Raw genomic sequence first — 18,246 nt, 5'->3', positions numbered from 1 at the left:
CGCTTAGTTTAATGAAATGACACAGAATTTTGAACACTACCGCGAAAACAAGGTTTTCACGACAAGTTGGCAGGCACCGTAGTAATTCGCCAGCTAAGTAAAGAGCCGGTTAAATTTGACCAAAATGCTTAACAAAGCCATCAACTTCGCGCCTATCGGCGCCGGGCGGCCTACGCTATGCTCCGGCTGCCGATTATGGCTGTGTTAACGTCCGCGATTCGCTCACACTTGTCCGCTATAAACCGGCTTGCTTAAGCAACTCCGCCATATGCTGCAGTGCGCTAAGCCCTTGAATATCTGTGGCTTGCAGCGGTACTTTATAGCGTGACAGCCTGGCAAAATCCTGCTCTATCTGGGCTAAATGCACCTTTTCCTGCGCGCGTCTGGCGGCGAGAAAATCACCGTCGGCGCTGTCGGGCAAAATGCGGTTTACCACCAGGCCGGCCAGTGGCAGCTTTTCTTGCTGTAAGCTTTGCACCGCACGGCCGGTTTCTAAGATTGGCAGCTTTTCTGGCGTTAACACAAACAGCAGGGCAGTGCGGCTGGCATCGGTTAATACCTCGCGGGTGCGTTGCAGCAAGCGTTGGCGCGCTAATAAGGTTTCAGTGATGGCTTTGTTGCGATCATCCATGCCGGCGGTGGCATGCTGATTCGGGTCGTCCAATGGGCTGTCGATATCGCGGCCGGCTTTGGGCGTTAAGTGGCCCAATACATCGCCTAACTTCTCTGAGCGCTTATTGGCGTTTAATAAACCCTGGGTCCAGGCGGCCATCGCTTCAGGCAGGCTGAGCAGGCGCAGGGTATGGCCGGTGGGCGCGGTGTCGAAAATAACCAGATCGTACTCGTTAAGGCCAAGCTCGATAACATTAGCAATACGCTCGAGCATCGCCGCTTCCTGTGCGCCGGGTGACTGGCGGGTTAAGCGCATTTGCCGCTCTATTTCGCCAAACATTTCCGGCCGGGTAAAGCGCTTTAGCTGGGCGGTGACTTTAGCCAGATGCTGCTCTACCTCGCGGTCGGGGTCGAGCTCTAAACCATCTAAATTCGGCGCTAAGCGGGTAATGTTGTCGCCAATGTCACGGTCAAAGGCATCGGCTAAACTGTGCGCCGGATCGGTCGACACCAGCAGCACCTTTTTACCGCGCTCGGCGGCCAGAACTGCCAATGCCGATGAGGTGGTGGTTTTACCCACGCCACCTTTGCCGCCAATCAGCAGCACGCGTTTATCAGTTAACAGCATTTAATATTGTCCAGCGGCGAGTGTTCCATGCCCATACGGGTATGCCAGTCGTGAAAGCGCTCCAATAGCAAGGGTTGCAGCTCCAGCGTGTAATAACTGGCAGGGTTGGGCACACCCATCATTTCAGAGAAAATGAGCAGCATAAATAAATCATCCTGCTCACGTTTGGCACGCGCTATCGCACTGCGATAGGGCGCGTTATAAGCTTCTTCGGCATAAAAACTGGCCTGGCGGAACCAGGCCTTGAATTTATCTAAACTCATGTGTTTTGCGAGGCGGCTTCCGCTTTGTTGGCTTTAATCTGTTTGGTCAGCGCTGAGCTCGACTCCAGAATAACCAGCACGGCCGCGACCAGGATAATTAAGTCCAGCGTAAACAGGAACCAGTCACCTTTCTCATAGAAGCTTTTCAGCTGAATTAATAAGCCCAGTGTGGTCATGGTAAGCAGGAACATCAACGGCCCCAGCGTGTACCACATTGGCCGGCCCAGTTTTACCAGCATTACGGTAATGACCAACAAGGTTAAGCCTGCCAGCAACTGGTTAGTGGTACCAAACAGTGGCCAAATCAGTAAACCGCCAGAGCCATCGCCACCGGCACCAAAGGCCAGCAGTAAGCAAGAACCTACCGCCAAGAAGGTGGCTGGTGCCGCTTTTTGCATCCAGTTGATGTTATAAATGCTGCCCCATTCCTGGAAGATATAGCGCTGCAGACGCAGGCCGGTGTCCATAGTGGTGCCGGCAAACAGCACCACCATTACCGTGAGCAGGGTTTGTGATAACACCGTGTCTAAGCCAATACCATTTTGCAGAATATTGGCGCCGCCTTTAATAAAGGCCGACACACCGCCCTGACCAAAGCTGTGGTAAATCGCCTGCCAGTCGGCCAGGGTGGCAAAACCGGCGGTAGCAGCAATAATGGCTGCCAGTGCCAGTGACCCTTCACCTACTGCACCAAAGTAACCGACAAAACGCACATCCGGCTCTTTATCAATTTGCTTAGAGGTAGTACCGCTTGATACCAGACCGTGGAAGCCCGAGATCGCACCACAGGCAATGGTCACAAACAGCAGCGGGATCAGTGACGGTGTCCCTTCCGGCACGTCAGTATTAAAGGCAGGTGCCACCACATCAGGGCTGGCCAGAATAACCGCGCCGTACAATAGCCCCAGGCCGATAAACAGCTGAATACCGTTAATGTAGTCACGCGGTTGCAGCAGCATCCACACCGGCAGTAACGAGGCAATAGCCGCATAAACAAACAGCAGAATGATCCAGCTTTGGTTATCGCTTAGCGGGCCAACCATCTCCGGCAGTGAAATTGGCAGCATAGGGCCAATGTAGATCATGCCGTACAGCGCAATAACACCTACGATAGTCACCAGCAGCAGGCCCATGTTTTTACGGTAAATAAGCTGGCCGATAATCAGCGCCACCACGATAGCGCCCCACACTGGTATGGTGGCACTGGGGAAATTAATTAACTGGCCGGCAATCACCACGGCAAACACCGCGTTTACCATTAATAGCACCAGGAAAATGACGATCATAAAGATGCTGCGGGCGCGGTTGCCAACGATATCACCGGTTAAGGCGCCGATAGATTTGGCTTTATTGCGGCTGCTGGCCCAGATGGCGCCAGCATCATGCACACCGGCAAAGAAAATAGTACCAAATACGACCCATAAAAAAGCCGGTACCCAGCCCCAAATTACTGCTATGGCAGGGCCGATAATAGGCGCTGCACCGGCAACAGAGGTAAAGTGATGGCCCCATAAAATATACTTGTTGGTAGGCACATAGTCGATGCCGTCCTGCATTTCATGCGCCGGCGTTCTAAAGTTAGGGTCAACTTTAAAGATTTTTTCGCAGATAAACTTGGAGTAGACGAAGTAGCCCAGCGCCATGGCACCAAGCCCCATCAACATCAGAAAAATGGCATTCATCTTTTAGCCTCAGTTGCGGTTGATTTTATTGTGGTTAGGGTCAGCCAAGCATAGTACAAAAAGGTGAGGCGGGCGGCTATTAGACCAAAGTCGGGTTAGGCCGCGCCTATTGTTTGGTCGCGCCCGGCTGCTTTGGCCTGGTATAGTGCATCATCGGCGCGGCTTAAACTGATATTTAACGGCTCATCGGGCCTGAACTGGCTAAGCCCTATACTGCACGTCACCCGCATCTTGCCTGGCGTGTCGGCAAAGCTGATGTCGCTGATGGCCCGCCGCAGCCGCTCGGCTATAGCAAAAGCCGCTTCGCTGTCGGTGTCGGGCAGCACAATTAAAAACTCCTCGCCGCCGGTGCGGCCAAAGTGGTCTTGCTCGCGCAGCATGGAAGACACCGTCATGCTCATTTGCTGCAGCACGGTATCGCCAACATCATGGCCATATTTATCATTAACTTGCTTAAAGTGGTCTAAATCGACAATTAAAAAACTGAGCGGCTCGCTGGTATCCAGCGCTTTGACGCGCTCTTGCTCGGCCTGCATCATAATGCGCCGCCGGTTAGCGATACCGGTAAGCTCGTCAGTCATCGCCAGCCGGTGCAATTTACGGTTACGCCGTTTTAATGACACGGCAAAGCTGAATAAAATTACCAGCAGCAAGGCTATCAGGCTAAGGGCGGCATACTGCCAGCGCTGCGCCAGTTGCAGTGATGCCACATGTTGCTGCACCAGCTGTTTTTCTGCTGCCAGTTGCTGATTGCGCTCTTGCTGGCGCGCCGAGTCAAATTGAATTTTCAACAGTTGGCTTTGTTGCTCACGGGCCTGTTGCTGTTGCTGTTGGTCCAGTTCCACATAGCGGCTTAGCCATTGATAGGCCGTGTCGCTATCACCATTGGCATCGTAGGCGAGGGCTTTAGCGCGGTAAAGTAATAATAAATAACGCGGGTTTGCTTCTATTTGCAGATAACGTTCGGCATCATGCAGGTATTGTATAGCCTGGCTGGCGCGCGCCGTTGCGGTCAGGCTTTGTGCCCGGTACAGCGCTAACAGCCCTTTGTAGCTGTTAAGCGCCGATAAATCAACGCCGTTTAGCTGGTTAAGTTCCCGCTCGGCGTCGCTGGCGACACTTAGCGCCTCGTCGTAACGCTTAAGCAGATTGTAAATCCACACCAGATTCACTTTGCTATAACTTTGCCACAGCGGTTCGTCTAACTGTTGATACACTGCTATAGATTGCTCAAACAGGCTTAGCGCCTGCTGATAGTCGCCAAGTTCAGCGTAAGAGTAGGCTTTTTCGTGCATAATCAGCGCAGCGCGAAAGGCCTCATCCGGCGAGGAAAACTCCAGTTCAGCCTGGTCAATGTAGTCCAGTGCATCGCGGTATAAGCCCATGCGACGGTAGGTTGCCGCTATCGATAACACCAAATCGCTGATATAGGGTTTATAGCCCAAACCGCGTTGCAGCTGATAGGCAGTAACATAGTGCTGCATGGCATCAGCATAATTGCCACGATAAGAGTCAATATTCCCCAGCAGGCTCAGGCTAATGGCCAAACTCAGCGGGTCTTCGCTGTCGCTGGCAGCCTGATAACTTAGCCTGGCTTGTTGCTCCGCTTCAGCAGAGCGCCCAAGCAAGCTAAACAGGTAATAGCGGCAGACATAATAATCGGCCAGTGCCTCACTGTCGCCCCGCGCTCTGGCCGCGGCCATTTTTTCATCGCTAAAGCTAAGGCCCGCTTCGGGTTGATCATAAAAGCCCAGCGTGCACTTTAACCGGTCGAACATCTGGCTGCGCTCGGTATCGACGGCGGGCAGCGCACGTTGCAGCTCTGTCAGCGCCGTTTTGTAATCGGTAATACTAAAGAAGTAACGCTCGCCACTTTCAATTTGCCGCACCAGCTCGTCAAATTGTTCACTCTGTGCCAGCGCCATGCTGCTAACGCTAACTAACCATGCTGCACAGTAATGCCGAAGCGCCATAATAAGCCCTTTTCAACCTTCTATCGCAAAGCCTAGCAGGGTGCTTTATACCCTGCTGACTGAATTAGGGTTTTTTTACCCAGTTGCCGTCGAGCAAAATAAAATGGCCGGCGCTGGTGCGCTCTATGGCTTTTTTACCGGCCATGGCTTCAACATCGGCCACGGCAATATTGTTTTGCTGGGCTAAGCGGGCATATTCAGCGCGGCGGGCATCGTTAATCAGTTTGACAATGTCGGCAGCGTCGTTGCTGTTTTGCACCACGCCCAGATAGCCATTGGCTTGCTCGCCCACCAGGCCCCGCGCTTTGGCATTACCCAATGCGGCCATCGCTTGCTGTAAGGTCATTGCCAGTACCGGCAGGCTGATTGCAAACAGCACAGGCAGTAGCAACAGCTTAATTTTATTGCTTAATTTCATAAGTCACTCCTTAAAATAAACCGCTGTCGTCGCTAAACAGCTCGTCGAGTTGTTTATCTACTTTAATATAAATTTCATGCTGAATTTTTACATTCAGGTTAATGTTAATCGGCTCAGCTGGCATAGCGACCTGCACCTTGGGGGTACAGGCGGCCAGTAACAGCATAAGCACGGCTGCGCTGCCCAGGGGTTTTATCATGGTTTTGCTCCGTTAGCGCCTTTGGCGCCAGACTGTTGTAGTTTCTGTTGCACCCGCTTTTTAATCACGTCACTTATCTGGCTGCTTAACTGCAAACTGGTGATAAGCGCAGGAATATCTTCTTCCAGATTAATGTTTAGGTTAATGGGCCGGCCTTGTTCCAATGCCGGGTTTTTACCCTGTAACTGTAATGCCAGCAGCAGTTTACCGCTAGTGTCGTAGCTGACATTACTGGATAACACTGAGTAGTGAAAATCATCCAGCGCTTCGAGTACCAGTTTCATGCCCGGATTTGTCGCTGCCATACTTTGTGCTGTGGCCGGCCGGTATTGCAATTGGCCGCCCGGGCTTTCTGCCGCAATAACGCCTTGCTGCACACTGGCGCCTTTGCTGCTTAACAACAGCGGAATACGGCCGGATAAACTGCCGCTGCCGCTGACATCGGTGCTGGGGTGTTGCTGCAGTAACTGACTTAACGCCAGCTGCTTTAGCTCCAGTTGCAACAGCTGCTCGTTGTCAGCAAGCTTAAGTTGCTGCGGTTGTAGCGAGACACTGCCGCCCATCAGTGCCAGCTGCAGCTGACGGATATCCAGCGTGCCGGCGCTTAACGCATCGGCGCCAGCCTGATAGCTTGCCGATAGCAGCAGCGGGCCGGCAATAATACCGTGGTTTATCTCGCCAATACGGCTTTGCTCGGTACTGACGGTGAGCTTATCGTCCTGATAATTGGCGACAAAAGTAGCGCTGGCGTCTTTAAACAAGCTGCGATCGTAAATGCCGCTGACACCGGATAATGTCAGCTCCGCCTGGGCCGCCGTTTGTGCCGCCAACAGGGCACTGCCATGGCCACTTAAACGGCCACGGTTAAGCTCAAGCAGGGCTGGCCAATCGTTAAGGGTGGCGGCCAGCGGATTGCCAGCCAGTAAAAACAGCTCGTCCAGCTGCCAGTTAACCTTGGTGGCATTGGGGGTATGCTTTAGCTGATGTGCCACGCCAAGCCCTGCGCTGTTGCTTATACGGCCATTAATGGCCAATTCGCTTAGCTTGCCATCGGCACTCAGTTGCCACTGCCAGGCTAACGGTTTAACGGCGCTGTGCACAAGGCTGTCAGCAGCAAGCTCAGCTTTCGCCGAAAGGTTAACGTTGCTAAAGGCTGCATCGCCGCTAAGCCGGCTGTTGCTGCTAATTAAACGAAGTTGTTGGATCTGCGCATCTTGCAAGCCGGCGCTGGCGACGTTGGCGGTTAACTGCTCTAAATCCAGCTGCCAGCTGTCAGCAAGCCAGTACGCATTAAAGCGGCTTTGCAGCTGCACAGCGTTAAGTTGCAGCCTGTCGCTGTGCAGCAGTGGCTGGTTAACCATCAGGTTAGCGTTTTGTAGGCTGGCGCTAAACGGTGGGGTGGCATTAAGGTTGGCGCTCGCGGTTAAGCTCAGCTGCGTCGGGCCCCCGCTGGTTAGGCTAAATTGCAGCGGTAGCGCAGTAAGCTGTGCCGCGCCTTCACTGTTTATTCGCAAAGTCAGGTTGCCGCTATCAAGGCCCAGTTGCGACAGCGCCTGCGGCAGCAATGGCTCCGTCAGGTTAAGGTTGGCCTCAAGCTGATATTGGCTTAGCTCGCCTTGTGTGATGGCGACTGCGCCTGTCAGCTCGCCTTGCAGCAAGCCGATACCCGGTACAGCAAAAGGGCTGGGCAGATGTGCCTGTAGCTGCCAATGACCACTGGCGGCGCTAACCAGTGCCGCTAAACCCTGTTGTGCCGGCAGGGCAAATTGCCATTGGCTTTGCACTGATACCGGTGCGGTAAAATGCTTAAGCGCATCGTCGGGCAGCGGCAGTTGCCAAAGCTCAAGTTGCTGACGCAGCCAGGGCGAGGGCGGAGCTATTTGCAGCGATAATGCGCCATCAATGGCTAACTCTGCACTCTTTTGTGTGTCTATTTGCTCTTGGGTGCTGACCTGCTGGCGCAGTGTGAGTGTGGCGCTGTCATCCAGCTGCACGCGGGCGCTAAGCTGCGGTAATTGCTGCTCACTGCTATAGCTGCCGCTAAGGCTTAACCGGGGTTGCTGTGGGCTATCGGCATCGGTCAGCTGTAGCTGATAATCAAGCGTGCTCTCATTAACACGGCTTTGGCCACTCAGTTGATAGCGGCAAGATCCGGCAGCGCAGGGCAGAGTGACGTTAAGTTTTTCCAGCTGGATCGTATCCGGCCAGGCGGCGGGTAACTGCCAGCTTTGTACAAAGCTGGCATCTGCTGTTGGAGCAGCGTTTGTGCTATCAGATACCGGCCAGGTTTTTAGCCTAATATCACCGCCCGAGAGCTGCACTGTGGTGAGTTTGACATCGCTAAAGCGCCAGCTCAGGCTGAGTTTATCCAGCGTGACCTGTAGAGCAGGCTCGTCCATGACAAAGCTGAGGTTGCTAAGCGTAAGCCCATGCAAACCCAGGCTGCTTAGCTGATAGTGCAATTGCTGCACAGGCAGTGCCGCCAGTGTTTTTTGCACATAGCGATACGCCACTGCCAGTACCAGCAGCAAGATAGCCAGAGCAATAAGTAACGCTTTTTGCCAGCGGCGCATAATGTTATCCCTTAATGCTATGCGGCGACATTAGACCGAAGTGTCTGAATAGGCAATGAATATATCACGTTGTGCCGGTTTTGCCTGCTGTGGCATTAGCCATCGGTGCGCTAATGCTGTTAAGTCGCTGGAGGTAAGAAAAAGGGCAGCCGAAGCTGCCCTGACTCAGTTTATAGCTGGCTTATTGCTTGCGTGCTGCCGATGACGCATCGCGGATGGCACGAAACTCGTTGCCTTCGTGCCAGTTTGGCCAGCTGCGGCTGTTGGCCAGCTCATTACCTACCTGATAATACAGCATTAAATCTTGCTGCGCGCCGCGCAAGTCCCAGTCGTCGCTCCACTCATCGCCCACTTTGTGGTAGCAGCAGCTGTTGTATTCCGCGCGCTGTGCTTTACCCCAGTCGGCGCCTTTTTCGAAATGGTCGTTACCGCCTTTGGCGTATAAAATAGGCACGCCTTTTTTCGATAAGTTAAAGTGATCTGAACGGTAGGCAATACCGGCTTCCGGGTTGTGCTCACGCACCACATAGCGGCCTTGCTGCTGGGTGTATTTAGTTAAAATATCTTCCGCATTGTTATTGCCAAGGCCGACGATCACCATATCTTTCATTGGGCCGTACACGTTCATCACGTCCATATTGATGCCCACAACGGTTTTCTCCAGCGGAAATACCGGGTTAGCGGCATACCAGGCTGAGCCCAATAAGCCACGCTCTTCGGCGGTCACAGCAACAAATACCACTGAGCGCTCAGGCTGCGCCTGTTGGGTAAAATACTCGGCCAGTGCCAGTAAGCCACCTGTGCCCGAGGCGTTGTCCTGGGCACCGTTAAACACTTTGTTATCCGGGTTAGAAAAATCCATACCCAGATGATCCCAGTGCGCCATGTACAATACATATTCGTCAGGATATTTACTGCCTTCGATATAACCGACCACATTGCTGGAAGTGAGCTCGCGCAGGTTGTTTTTTACGCTGACAGACGCCTTGGCATTAAGTGGCACCGGCGCAAAGTCTTTTTGCAGTGCTTTTTTATGCATAGCGGCTAAATCGGTGCCGATATTGGCAAACAGTTTTTCCGCTGACTCGGTGGTGATCCAGCCCTCAATTTCGGCGCGGTCCATGTTTTTATTTTCGTTGATTAAATCAAATTTAATCGGCGAGCCATGCGCGACCACACCCCAGCCGTAACTGGCAGCAGCGGTTTCATGGATAATCAGCGCCATGGCGGCACCCTGACGTGCCGCTTCTTCAAATTTATAAGTCCAGCGGCCGTAATAGGTCATGGCGTTGCCATTAAACAAATTAGGGTCTTGGGTGGCATAACCCGGATCGTTAACAAACATCACCACGGTTTTGCCTTTTACGTCCAGGCCTTCGTAGTCATTCCAGCCGTATTCGGGTGCAACGATACCATAGCCAACAAACACCATCTCGCTGTCAGTCAGTTGCACTTGCTCTGTTACGCGGGTGGTCCAGGCAGTCATATCATCACGATAGGTAAACTGCGCTGGCAGGCTATCGCCTGTTAATGTCATCGCGGAGACTTGCACCGGATCAATTTGTACCAGTGATACCGGCTGTTTGTAGCTGTCGCCATCAATAGGTTTTAAGCCAATACGGCGAAAGTTATCTTCTAAAAAGGCAACGGTCAGTTCTTCGCCTTTGGTGGCCGGTGCGCGGCCCTGAAATTCGTCAGACGATAAGGTTTTAATATATTCGCCCAAACGTGGGTTTACCACAGGTAAGCTAAACTCAGCAGTAACAGGCGCTGTTGTGCCTGGCTGGCTATCGCCGGTTTTAATGTCGGCCGGCTGCTCAGAGCAGGCGCCCAACAGGGTAAGGGCAGTGGCGGCCGCCGCCAGCTGCGTGAACCTGGATAGGGTAATCATAGTGACTCCGTGATGTGTTATTGTTATTAGCCACGCCGGACGCGGCATGTAAAAGCGTTTTATCTTAACGTAAGAAAAAAGCAGCGACCAGCGCTGCAGTCGCGGCTTAAGCGCAATTAGTCTTGATAGCCCCAGGGCGTAGGGGGTAAAGCGACCGGTTTGGTTAAATCGAAATCAACGCGAAACTCGCGGCCTTCGCGAATTAAACGGTAACTAAAGGTTTGCGGGTAAATGTACATTTGCCAGATGTTAGTGTTCGATTGCGGGTTACCTAAGCGGACAAACAGCTCTTTAGAGTATTGATCAGCCGGAAAGCTTTGCACTGTCGGCCAGCCGGCATCGACAGTGTGGCCGCCGTACATGGTCGACACATCATGGTTGCCATCGGGCTTGCGGTGGTCGTGTTTTAAGCTTAAACCAGAGCCGGTTTTGCTAAGGATCCAGGTGCGCGAGTGATCGTCGCCGACATGGAAGGGGATTTGCAATTGGTTGTCTGTACAGTTACGTACATGCATGACTAATCTGCCTTCAAAGCCAGGGCTTTTGGGGGTGTCCATCACGACTTTGCCTTCATAGGCTTTACCGCAATGGGCGCGCAGGTTGTCAAAGTAAGCATCGTGACTGGCGATAGACACCAGTGGCGCATCCTGAATAACAGTGGCATTGGTCGCGGTAGAAAATGTCAGGGCAATAGCGGTTGTAATTAGGCTTTTGTGCATATATTTCTCCTTTTAACACAGCCGGACTATACCTTTAGGCCGTAGTTACTGCAAACGACCACAGCATTTAAGGCGGAGATGACAGATGCAAAATGAACTTGATGGTAAATTCTTATTAAGCGTATATGGCAAAGTTGAAAAACACGGCACAGCGATTAACAACGAATTGGGTGCCGGCTTTACGCTTGATGGCATTACGGTGAATGCCGGTTTTGATGGCTATGAGGTGTACCTGAGTAATAACAAGGTGCAGCTGACATTAGGTTTTCATAATAAATGGCATAGCGATGCCAAAAATGAAGCCGACATGGATGAGTTTGTCAGCCAATTAAAGAAAATTAACCGCAACTATTAATGTATTGTCAGTGCAGCTTAAATTATTTTACGCCGGCTAAGGATTTGTTCAGGTTAACGCGATACCATAAGCGGCAATACATAAGCGCTGGCAGACGCAACAGTGGCGGCAATGCAGAAACTTTGTTTAGACGGCTAAAAGGCTATTGCCTGAGGCGGTAAAACAGGGTAAGGTGTCGCCCGTCAATCGAATCTGATAGACCAGAAGAGGTGCGTTAGCCAGGTAGTTCAGGACAGATGTCTATACATCGTAGCCTGAACGAGGGGGACTAACGCCGAGGGAGGCGCTGATATAGAGCGGCGTATCCCGGTCGTTAAGGCTGAATCCTTACGACTGTCACCTGAAATTGCGGTGGAGAGCTTCTGGCCTTTGTTAACTACAGTGTACAGAAATTACAGAAGCTGTCTGTGTCATTCTCGTTTTGCTGTTAGCAAATGCCATGCTCTGCTTATTATGTTTTATAAGGAGAGACCCCTTGTCTAAGCTTATTGTTGCGAAGTTTGGCGGCACCAGTGTGGCCGATTTCGATGCGATGTCGCGCTGTGCCGACATTGTCCTTAACGACCCGGCGATCCGCTTGGTTGTCGTCAGCGCCAGCTCTGGCGTGACTAACTTATTAGTTGATATCACCAAACATACCGACATCAGCGAACGCTACGCCTGTTATCAGGGCATCGAGCGTATTACGCTGGCGGTATTGCACCGCTTGGCGCAACCACAACAGGTCGCGGCCGATATTGATGCCCTGCTGGGCGCACTTAAAGATCTGATTGAGCAGGGCGGCGCTGTGTACAGCGGCGTGCACAAAGATGAAATTCAAAGCTTTGGCGAGCGGCTAAGCTCGGTGCTGTTTGCCCAGGTACTGCGTGAACGCGGTGCGCCGGGGTTATGTTTTGATGCGCGCCGTGTCATGCGTACCGACAGCCGTTTTGGCAAAGGCGAGCCGCAAGTTGGCCAAATTAGCCAGTTAGCGGCGCTGCAGCTGCAGCCGCTGTTGGCGGACAACATAGTGGTGACACAAGGCTTTATTGGCGCCGATGATGCCGGCCAAACCACTACGTTGGGCCGCGGGGGCTCCGATTACAGCGCCGCCTTATTTGGCGAAGCGCTGGCCGCCAGTGTGGTGCAAATCTGGACCGATGTGGTCGGTATTTTTACCACCGATCCGCGTTTAACCGAGCAGGCCCGCTGCATTAAAGAAATAAGCTTTGATGAAGCGGCTGAAATGGCGACTTTTGGCGCCAAAGTGCTGCATCCAGCCACGTTAATACCGGCCATGCGGCGTAATATCGGCGTCTTTGTCGGCTCCAGCCGCGAGCCCCAAGCCGGCGGCACCTGGATTGCCAAAGACGTCAAAGAGCGCCCGCCATACCGGGCTATCGCACTTAGAAAATCACAAACCCTGATTACGGTAAAAAGCCCGGCCATGTTGCACGCTGCCGGCTTTTTAACCCGGGTGTTTGATACCTTAAGCCGGCATCAGATTTCGGTAGATTTAGTCACAACCTCTGAGATTAGTGTGGCACTGACACTGGATGAAGGCGGCATGACCAGTGCTTTTAGTGCCTCGGTAGAGCCGGCGCTGGCGGAGCTGCGCAGCTTTTGCGATGTCAGCGTTGAGCAGGGGTTAAGTTTGGTGGCGGTGATAGGTAACCATTTGCACAGCAGTAAAGGCGTAACCGGCGATTTATTTAACACGCTGGAGCGCATTAATATGCGGCTGATTTGCCATGGCGCCTCTAAACATAACCTGTGCTTTTTAGTGCAGGATGCCGATGCGCCGGCAGTCGTAAAACAGCTGCACCAAAACCTGTTTAGCGCAGCCTGATTTAGCAAAACGCCTGATGTACCAAAATAATGGCAGTGCGCCGCAGCGAAACTAGCGCTGCGGCGTATTAACTAATTGAGCATCGGCTGTAGCTTGGGTGTCAACCAAACCTTCAGCGCGGCCAACCACCAGTGCCACCATAGTATCGCCTGTCACATTAGTGGCGGTGCGCATCATATCGATAATACGGTCTACCGCGGCGATAAAGGCAATACCTTCCAGCGGCAGGCCAACCACACTTAAGGTCACGGTGAGCATCACCATAGCGGTACCGGGCACACCGGCGGTGCCCACTGACGCCAGCGTGGCGGTGCCGGCGATTAACAGATAATCCAGCGCGCTAAGATCAATACCATATAACTGAGCGATAAATATTGCTGCAATGGCCGGGTAAATGCCGCCGCAGCCATCCATGTTAATGGTGGCGCCCAGTGGCAGCACAAAGCTGGCATAGTCTTTTGATACTTTCAGGTTTTCGGTAACCACCTTATGGCTTACCGGCAGGGTACCGTAACTGCTGGCACTGCTGTAGGCCACTAACTGCGCCGGCAGTATGGCTTTAAAGTAGTCGCGCACACGCATACCACCAAACAGTTTTACCAGGCCGCCATAGGTAAACAGAATATGGATGGCGCAGCCAATATAAACGGCGATAATAAACTGCCCCAGCGGCAGCAAGGTCGCCAGGCCATAGCTGCCGACCGCCCAGGCCATTAAGCCAAATACGCCCAGCGGCGTAAGCTCCAGCACCATACGGGTAACCTGAAACATAATATCGGCACCCGATAGCAGTACCTTTTTCATCGGCAGCGCTTTGTCGCCCACTTTATTAATAGCGATGCCGACGATAGCGGCAAATACGATAATTTGCAGAATATTGCCATTAACCATAGCGGCCAGTGGGTTAGTCGGAATAAGGTTGGTCAGCACATCGGCCACCGGCGGGATATCACGCGGTTTTACCTCAGCGGCGGTTAACTGCATGGCGTTGTCCCACGGCATCAGCGAGCCTACCGTCAGGCCAATCAGGCTGGCAATCAGGGCGGTAAGTAAAAATAAACCAATGGTTTTAAACGCCAGGCGCTGCATTTTACCGGTATCGGCCAGCGAGGTAATGCTGCTAATCAGGGCAAAAAATACCAGCGGCACCACCAGCATGCGGATGGCATTAATAAATAAGGTGCCCAGCGGCTTTAATGTTGTGGCCTGTTCACCCAGTAATACGCCGGTGAGCACACCCAGCAGCAATGCCCCTAATACCCGTTGCCAAAAAGGGATGGCAAACCAAAAAGCCAACATAAGTTTTTGCTCCAGCGAAAGTTTTCGACATTATAGAGACAACAAAAGCGGCCACAAGGCCGCTTTTCTATATGTTATAACCAGCAGGTCTGGATCAAGGCGTCAGGCTATTCGTACGGCAATGGATCGGTGGTGTGGTTAAGGGCAAAGGCTTCTAACCGCTCCTGACAAGAGCCGCATTTACCGCAGGCTTTGTCACGGCCGTTGTAGCAGGTCCAGGTTTGGCTGTAATCCAGCCCCATCGCCAGGCCATCGGCGAGGATTTCAATTTTGGTTTGCTGCAAATAGGGGCTAACGATATCCACCGGCTCATAGTTGGCTATCTGACAGACATCATGCATTTTTTGCACAAATTCTGGCCGGCAATCCGGGTAAATAAAGTGATCGCCGCTATGGGCGCCGTAATACACCTGGTTAGCACCAATTGACACCGCATAACCGACCGCCAGCGACAGCAAAATCATGTTGCGGTTGGGCACCACGGTCGATTTCATATTATCTGCCGCATAGTGGCCTTCCGGGATATCAATATCATCTGTTAGCGACGAGCCCGCCAATAGCTGATTAATGGCCGAGATATCAACAATTTTATGCTTAATGCCAAGCTGCTGGCACACGGTGGCAGCGCATTGCAGCTCTTTCACATGGCGCTGGCCATAATTGAATGAGAGGGCATATACATCATGACCTGCCTGCACGGCTTTGTGTAATACGGTGAACGAATCCATTCCACCGGAGTAAATCACCACAACTTTGTTCGGCATAGCAGGCTCTCTCTTGTATAATGCAGCGTATTGGTAAAGCGTCGCCTTTGGGCGGGCGCGCATTGTACAGTAATTCAGCCACAGGCTAAAGGGTAAAGCACAGCGTGTATAAGGTTAACGAGGTTTTTGAAACCATTCAGGGCGAGGGCAGCTTTACCGGCGCGCCAGCGATTTTTATCCGCTTGCAGGGCTGCCCGGTGGGCTGCAGCTGGTGTGATACCAAACATACCTGGGAGATAAAACCTGAGCTTAAGCAAAGCCTGGGCGATATCGTCATAAAAACCGCTGAGACAGAGCATTGGGCGGCTGTAACGCCTGCCGATTTATTGCAGTTGTTTGTAGCAAAAGGCTATCAGGCTAAGCATGTGGTGATTACCGGCGGTGAGCCCTGTATGTTCGACTTAAACCCGTTGTGCGAAGCGCTGCATAATGCCGGCTACAGTACGCAAATTGAAACCAGCGGCACCTTTGACATAAAAGCGCCGGCGCAAACCTGGGTTACGGTATCCCCTAAGGTCAATATGGCTGGCGGCTACAAAGTGCTGCAAAGTGCGCTCGACAGAGCCAATGAAATTAAACACCCGGTGGCAATGCAAAAGCATATTGATGAGCTGTTGCAGTTATTGCAACACACTGATACCGCAGCTAAGCTGATTTACTTACAGCCAATCAGCCAGCAGCAACGTGCCACTGAGCTGGCGATTGCCATGTGCAAGCAACATAACTGGCGCTTAAGCGTGCAGGTACATAAATACATCGGTATCAGTTGAACTAAGGATAGCCGCATGCAAAGTATTGCCGATTTCTTCCAGCGTTACGCCAAAGCCTATGTGACTGCAGACATTGCCGCTTTTAGCGATTTTATCTCGCTGCCCAGCATGTTGTTATCAGGCGATAATAAAACCCTGTTGATGGATAACGACGCGCTGCACAACCATATTTTGTCGCAGGTGGAAAAATACCGTCAGTTGGGCGTGGTTGATGCCGAGCCGGTATTGCTGCATCAGCTACGGTTATCGGAGCAATTGCAGTTTGCCAGCCTCTGCTGGCGTTTTTTTGATCAAAGCGGCAGTGTGCTGTTTACCTGCCACACATCTTACACCTTACAAAAACGCCATGATGTCTGGCAGGTAGTGGCCATTATTCTGGACGACGAGCAAGCGGCTTATCACAGAGTAACTGCTACTCAGGCCTGATGTGCCAACCAGGCCTGCAGGCTGTCCAGGCAGGGCGCCGGGCTACTTTGCAGCGCTAATTGCTGTTTTAACGCCGGTTGCATCGGTAACAGCTCCAGATAACGTGACGCCACCCAGGCGGCATCGGTGTATTGTGGATTGGGGTATAGTTGCTGCAGCGCCGGATACTGCATCAATATCTTTTGTAACTGCAGGGTTAACTCACGGTATTCAGGTGCAACGGCTTGTGACGGCCAGCTATCCAAGACATTGACCTCAGCCACATTCAGATTGTCGGCTTCCTGCCAGCGCTTAAGGATCTGCACCTTTTCTACCCCGGCGATGGTAATACCCAGTAAGCCATCGTCTAGTTGCTCAAAATCTTCAATTTTTACCCGGGTAGCCAAGGGCAAAATGCGATCCTGATGCTGCTGGTCAACATAAGGGTTGATCTGCGCCATGGCAAAATCACGCTTGCCGGCACTGGCTTCGCTAACCAGACGCACATAACGGGGTTCAAATACCCTGAGGCGCATACGTCCGCCGGGTAAAATAAAACTGCTTAACACAAATAATGCCAGTTGCTTCATGGTACTGCTAATAACGTTGTATAGTTGCGCTTTATACGCAGTGGCCCCGGCACTGGTTTGCCGGCAAAGGAGTTTTATGACAACAGCGCATTGGTTTTATCTGCTGGGTGCTTTAATCAGCCTGAACCTGGTGTTATTGCTGGTCTTGTTAATGCGCCGCTCGGCAGCTACGGCGCAGCTGCAGCAATTTAAATTAGAACAGCTGCAGCAGCAAGGTCAGTGGCAGCAGCAATTACTGGAGCAGTTACATCAGCAGCGCCAGCAGTTACAGCAACAGCAACAGGAACATCTGCTGCAGGTGCTGCAAAAAATCACCGACACCCAGCAGGCGGCGCGCTTTGAGCTAAGCAAAAACCTGCAGCAACAAGCGATAATGTTGGCCGAGCAGGTAAAGCAGCTTACGCAAAGTATTGATCAGCGCCTGAAAGACATTGCCGGTCAGGTAGAAAAACGCTTAAGCGATGGCTTTGAAAAAACTAACCAAACCTTTACCGACATAGTTAAACGGCTGGCGCTGATTGACGATGCGCAAAAGAAGATCACCGAACTGTCCACTAACGTGGTCAGCCTGCAGGAAGTGCTGGCCGATAAACGCTCGCGTGGCGCTTTTGGTGAAGTGCAGTTAACCGCGCTTATTCGCAATGTCCTGCCAGAGCAGCACTTTTCGCTGCAACATACCCTTAGTAATGGCCGTATTGCCGACTGCATGCTGTTTTTACCCAAGCCCAGTGGCGATATTGCCATAGACGCCAAGTTTCCGCTGGAAAGCTATAAAAAGATGACCGATCCGCAGTACAGCAGTGATGAGCGTAAGCTGGCGCAGCGCCAGTTTAAACTGGATATTAAAAAGCATATTAACGATATTGCCGACAAATACATTATCAGCAATGAAACGGCCGATGGCGCCATTATGTTCTTACCGGCCGAGGCCATCTTTGCCGAGCTGCATGCCTATCATGCGGATCTGGTAGAAGAAGCTTACCGGCGGCGCGTGTGGCTAACATCGCCCACCACGCTAATGGCAGTACTAACCACAGCGCGCAGTGTGCTAAAAGATGATGCTACCCGCCGCCAGGTGCATTTAATTCAGGAACATTTGGTGAAACTGGCCGAAGACTTTGACCGTTTCCGTGGCCGCTTTGACAATTTGGCCAAGCATATTGATCAGGCTGCGGTGGACGTGAAGCAAATTCATACCTCGGCTAACAAGATCAGCAGCCGTTTTAGCCAGATAGAAAAAGTGGAATGGCTGGAGCAAACTGACTAAGCTGTATCAG

General features: G+C 52.2%; 17 protein-coding genes and 1 riboswitch. Of the genes, 5 read left to right on the top strand and 12 right to left on the bottom strand.

Annotated elements, in window-relative coordinates:
- Window positions 1-235: 235 nt before the first annotated feature.
- The 9 genes from RNAN_RS15770 to RNAN_RS15730 all read right to left on the bottom strand — a co-directional run bounded on the left by RNAN_RS15770 (window position 236) and on the right by RNAN_RS15730 (window position 10,958).
- The gene (locus tag RNAN_RS15770; protein WP_008223599.1) at window positions 236-1,240 is read right to left on the bottom strand and encodes an ArsA family ATPase; all 1,005 of its coding nucleotides are present in this window, start codon (window positions 1,238-1,240) and stop codon (window positions 236-238) included.
- Window positions 1,231-1,503, bottom strand: coding sequence for a cory-CC-star protein (locus RNAN_RS15765; RefSeq protein ID WP_008223598.1), 273 nt, complete (start codon window positions 1,501-1,503; stop codon window positions 1,231-1,233). The genes RNAN_RS15770 and RNAN_RS15765 overlap by 10 nt, the downstream gene beginning before the upstream one ends.
- Entirely contained in the window at window positions 1,500-3,185 is a 1,686-nt protein-coding gene (locus tag RNAN_RS15760; protein ID WP_008223596.1) for a carbon starvation CstA family protein, read from the bottom strand. Before RNAN_RS15760 ends, RNAN_RS15765 begins: the two co-directional genes overlap by 4 nt.
- Before the next feature lie 95 nt (window positions 3,186-3,280).
- Window positions 3,281-5,158 (bottom strand): tetratricopeptide repeat-containing diguanylate cyclase, encoded by a 1,878-nt coding sequence (locus tag RNAN_RS15755; protein WP_008223594.1) that lies wholly within the window; start codon window positions 5,156-5,158, stop codon window positions 3,281-3,283.
- Between the two features lie 64 nt (window positions 5,159-5,222).
- A complete protein-coding gene (locus RNAN_RS15750; protein WP_008223592.1) occupies window positions 5,223-5,576 on the bottom strand; it encodes a YdbL family probable chaperone protein in 354 nt (117 codons plus the stop codon).
- Between the two features lie 10 nt (window positions 5,577-5,586).
- A complete protein-coding gene (locus tag RNAN_RS15745; protein WP_008223591.1) occupies window positions 5,587-5,775 on the bottom strand; it encodes a YnbE family lipoprotein in 189 nt (62 codons plus the stop codon).
- Window positions 5,772-8,348, bottom strand: coding sequence for an intermembrane phospholipid transport protein YdbH family protein (locus tag RNAN_RS15740; protein ID WP_008223589.1), 2,577 nt, complete (start codon window positions 8,346-8,348; stop codon window positions 5,772-5,774). The genes RNAN_RS15745 and RNAN_RS15740 overlap by 4 nt, the downstream gene beginning before the upstream one ends.
- Before the next feature lie 181 nt (window positions 8,349-8,529).
- Window positions 8,530-10,239: a M28 family metallopeptidase gene (locus RNAN_RS15735; protein ID WP_008223586.1), complete on the bottom strand. Its 1,710-nt coding sequence runs from the start codon at window positions 10,237-10,239 to the stop codon at window positions 8,530-8,532.
- Window positions 10,240-10,355: 116 nt separating this feature from the next.
- Entirely contained in the window at window positions 10,356-10,958 is a 603-nt protein-coding gene (locus tag RNAN_RS15730) for a hypothetical protein (RefSeq protein WP_008223585.1), read from the bottom strand.
- Window positions 10,959-11,043: 85 nt separating this feature from the next.
- Here RNAN_RS15730 and RNAN_RS15725 point away from each other — a divergent pair, with 85 nt between their 5' ends.
- Together RNAN_RS15725 and lysC are read left to right on the top strand one after the other, a co-directional pair.
- Window positions 11,044-11,313 carry a DUF3081 family protein gene (locus RNAN_RS15725; RefSeq protein ID WP_008223582.1) on the top strand — a complete coding sequence of 90 codons (270 nt, stop codon included), beginning with the start codon at window positions 11,044-11,046 and terminating at the stop codon, window positions 11,311-11,313.
- Window positions 11,314-11,509: 196 nt separating this feature from the next.
- Window positions 11,510-11,683: riboswitch (Lysine riboswitch) on the top strand.
- A gap of 105 nt (window positions 11,684-11,788) precedes the next feature.
- A complete protein-coding gene (gene lysC, locus RNAN_RS15720) occupies window positions 11,789-13,141 on the top strand; it encodes a lysine-sensitive aspartokinase 3 (protein WP_008223579.1) in 1,353 nt (450 codons plus the stop codon).
- Window positions 13,142-13,192: 51 nt separating this feature from the next.
- Here the strand turns inward: lysC and RNAN_RS15715 are convergent, their stop codons facing one another.
- Entirely contained in the window at window positions 13,193-14,440 is a 1,248-nt protein-coding gene (locus RNAN_RS15715; protein WP_008223577.1) for a dicarboxylate/amino acid:cation symporter, read from the bottom strand.
- Between the two features lie 107 nt (window positions 14,441-14,547).
- Window positions 14,548-15,204 carry a 7-cyano-7-deazaguanine synthase QueC gene (gene queC, locus RNAN_RS15710; RefSeq protein WP_008223575.1) on the bottom strand — a complete coding sequence of 219 codons (657 nt, stop codon included), beginning with the start codon at window positions 15,202-15,204 and terminating at the stop codon, window positions 14,548-14,550.
- 104 nt (window positions 15,205-15,308) lie between these two features.
- Between queC and queE the strand changes: the two genes are divergently transcribed.
- Window positions 15,309-15,974 (top strand): 7-carboxy-7-deazaguanine synthase QueE, encoded by a 666-nt coding sequence (gene queE / locus RNAN_RS15705; protein ID WP_008223574.1) that lies wholly within the window; start codon window positions 15,309-15,311, stop codon window positions 15,972-15,974.
- 15 nt (window positions 15,975-15,989) lie between these two features.
- The gene (locus RNAN_RS15700) at window positions 15,990-16,400 is read left to right on the top strand and encodes a DUF6841 family protein (RefSeq protein WP_008223571.1); all 411 of its coding nucleotides are present in this window, start codon (window positions 15,990-15,992) and stop codon (window positions 16,398-16,400) included.
- On the opposite strand, the gene RNAN_RS15695 is transcribed toward RNAN_RS15700, so the two are convergent.
- Entirely contained in the window at window positions 16,391-16,969 is a 579-nt protein-coding gene (locus tag RNAN_RS15695; RefSeq protein ID WP_008223569.1) for an LON peptidase substrate-binding domain-containing protein, read from the bottom strand. The genes RNAN_RS15700 and RNAN_RS15695 overlap by 10 nt on opposite strands.
- 76 nt (window positions 16,970-17,045) lie before the next feature.
- Here RNAN_RS15695 and RNAN_RS15690 point away from each other — a divergent pair, with 76 nt between their 5' ends.
- A complete protein-coding gene (locus tag RNAN_RS15690; protein ID WP_008223568.1) occupies window positions 17,046-18,236 on the top strand; it encodes a DNA recombination protein RmuC in 1,191 nt (396 codons plus the stop codon).
- The last annotated feature ends 10 nt before the right edge of the window (window positions 18,237-18,246 follow it).

This window comes from Rheinheimera nanhaiensis E407-8 (assembly GCF_000296695.1).
In the GTDB taxonomy this organism is placed as follows: domain Bacteria; phylum Pseudomonadota; class Gammaproteobacteria; order Enterobacterales; family Alteromonadaceae; genus Alishewanella; species Alishewanella nanhaiensis.
The sequence above is the reverse complement of the archived record's forward strand: the minus strand, read 5'-3'. Positions and strand labels throughout refer to the sequence as shown.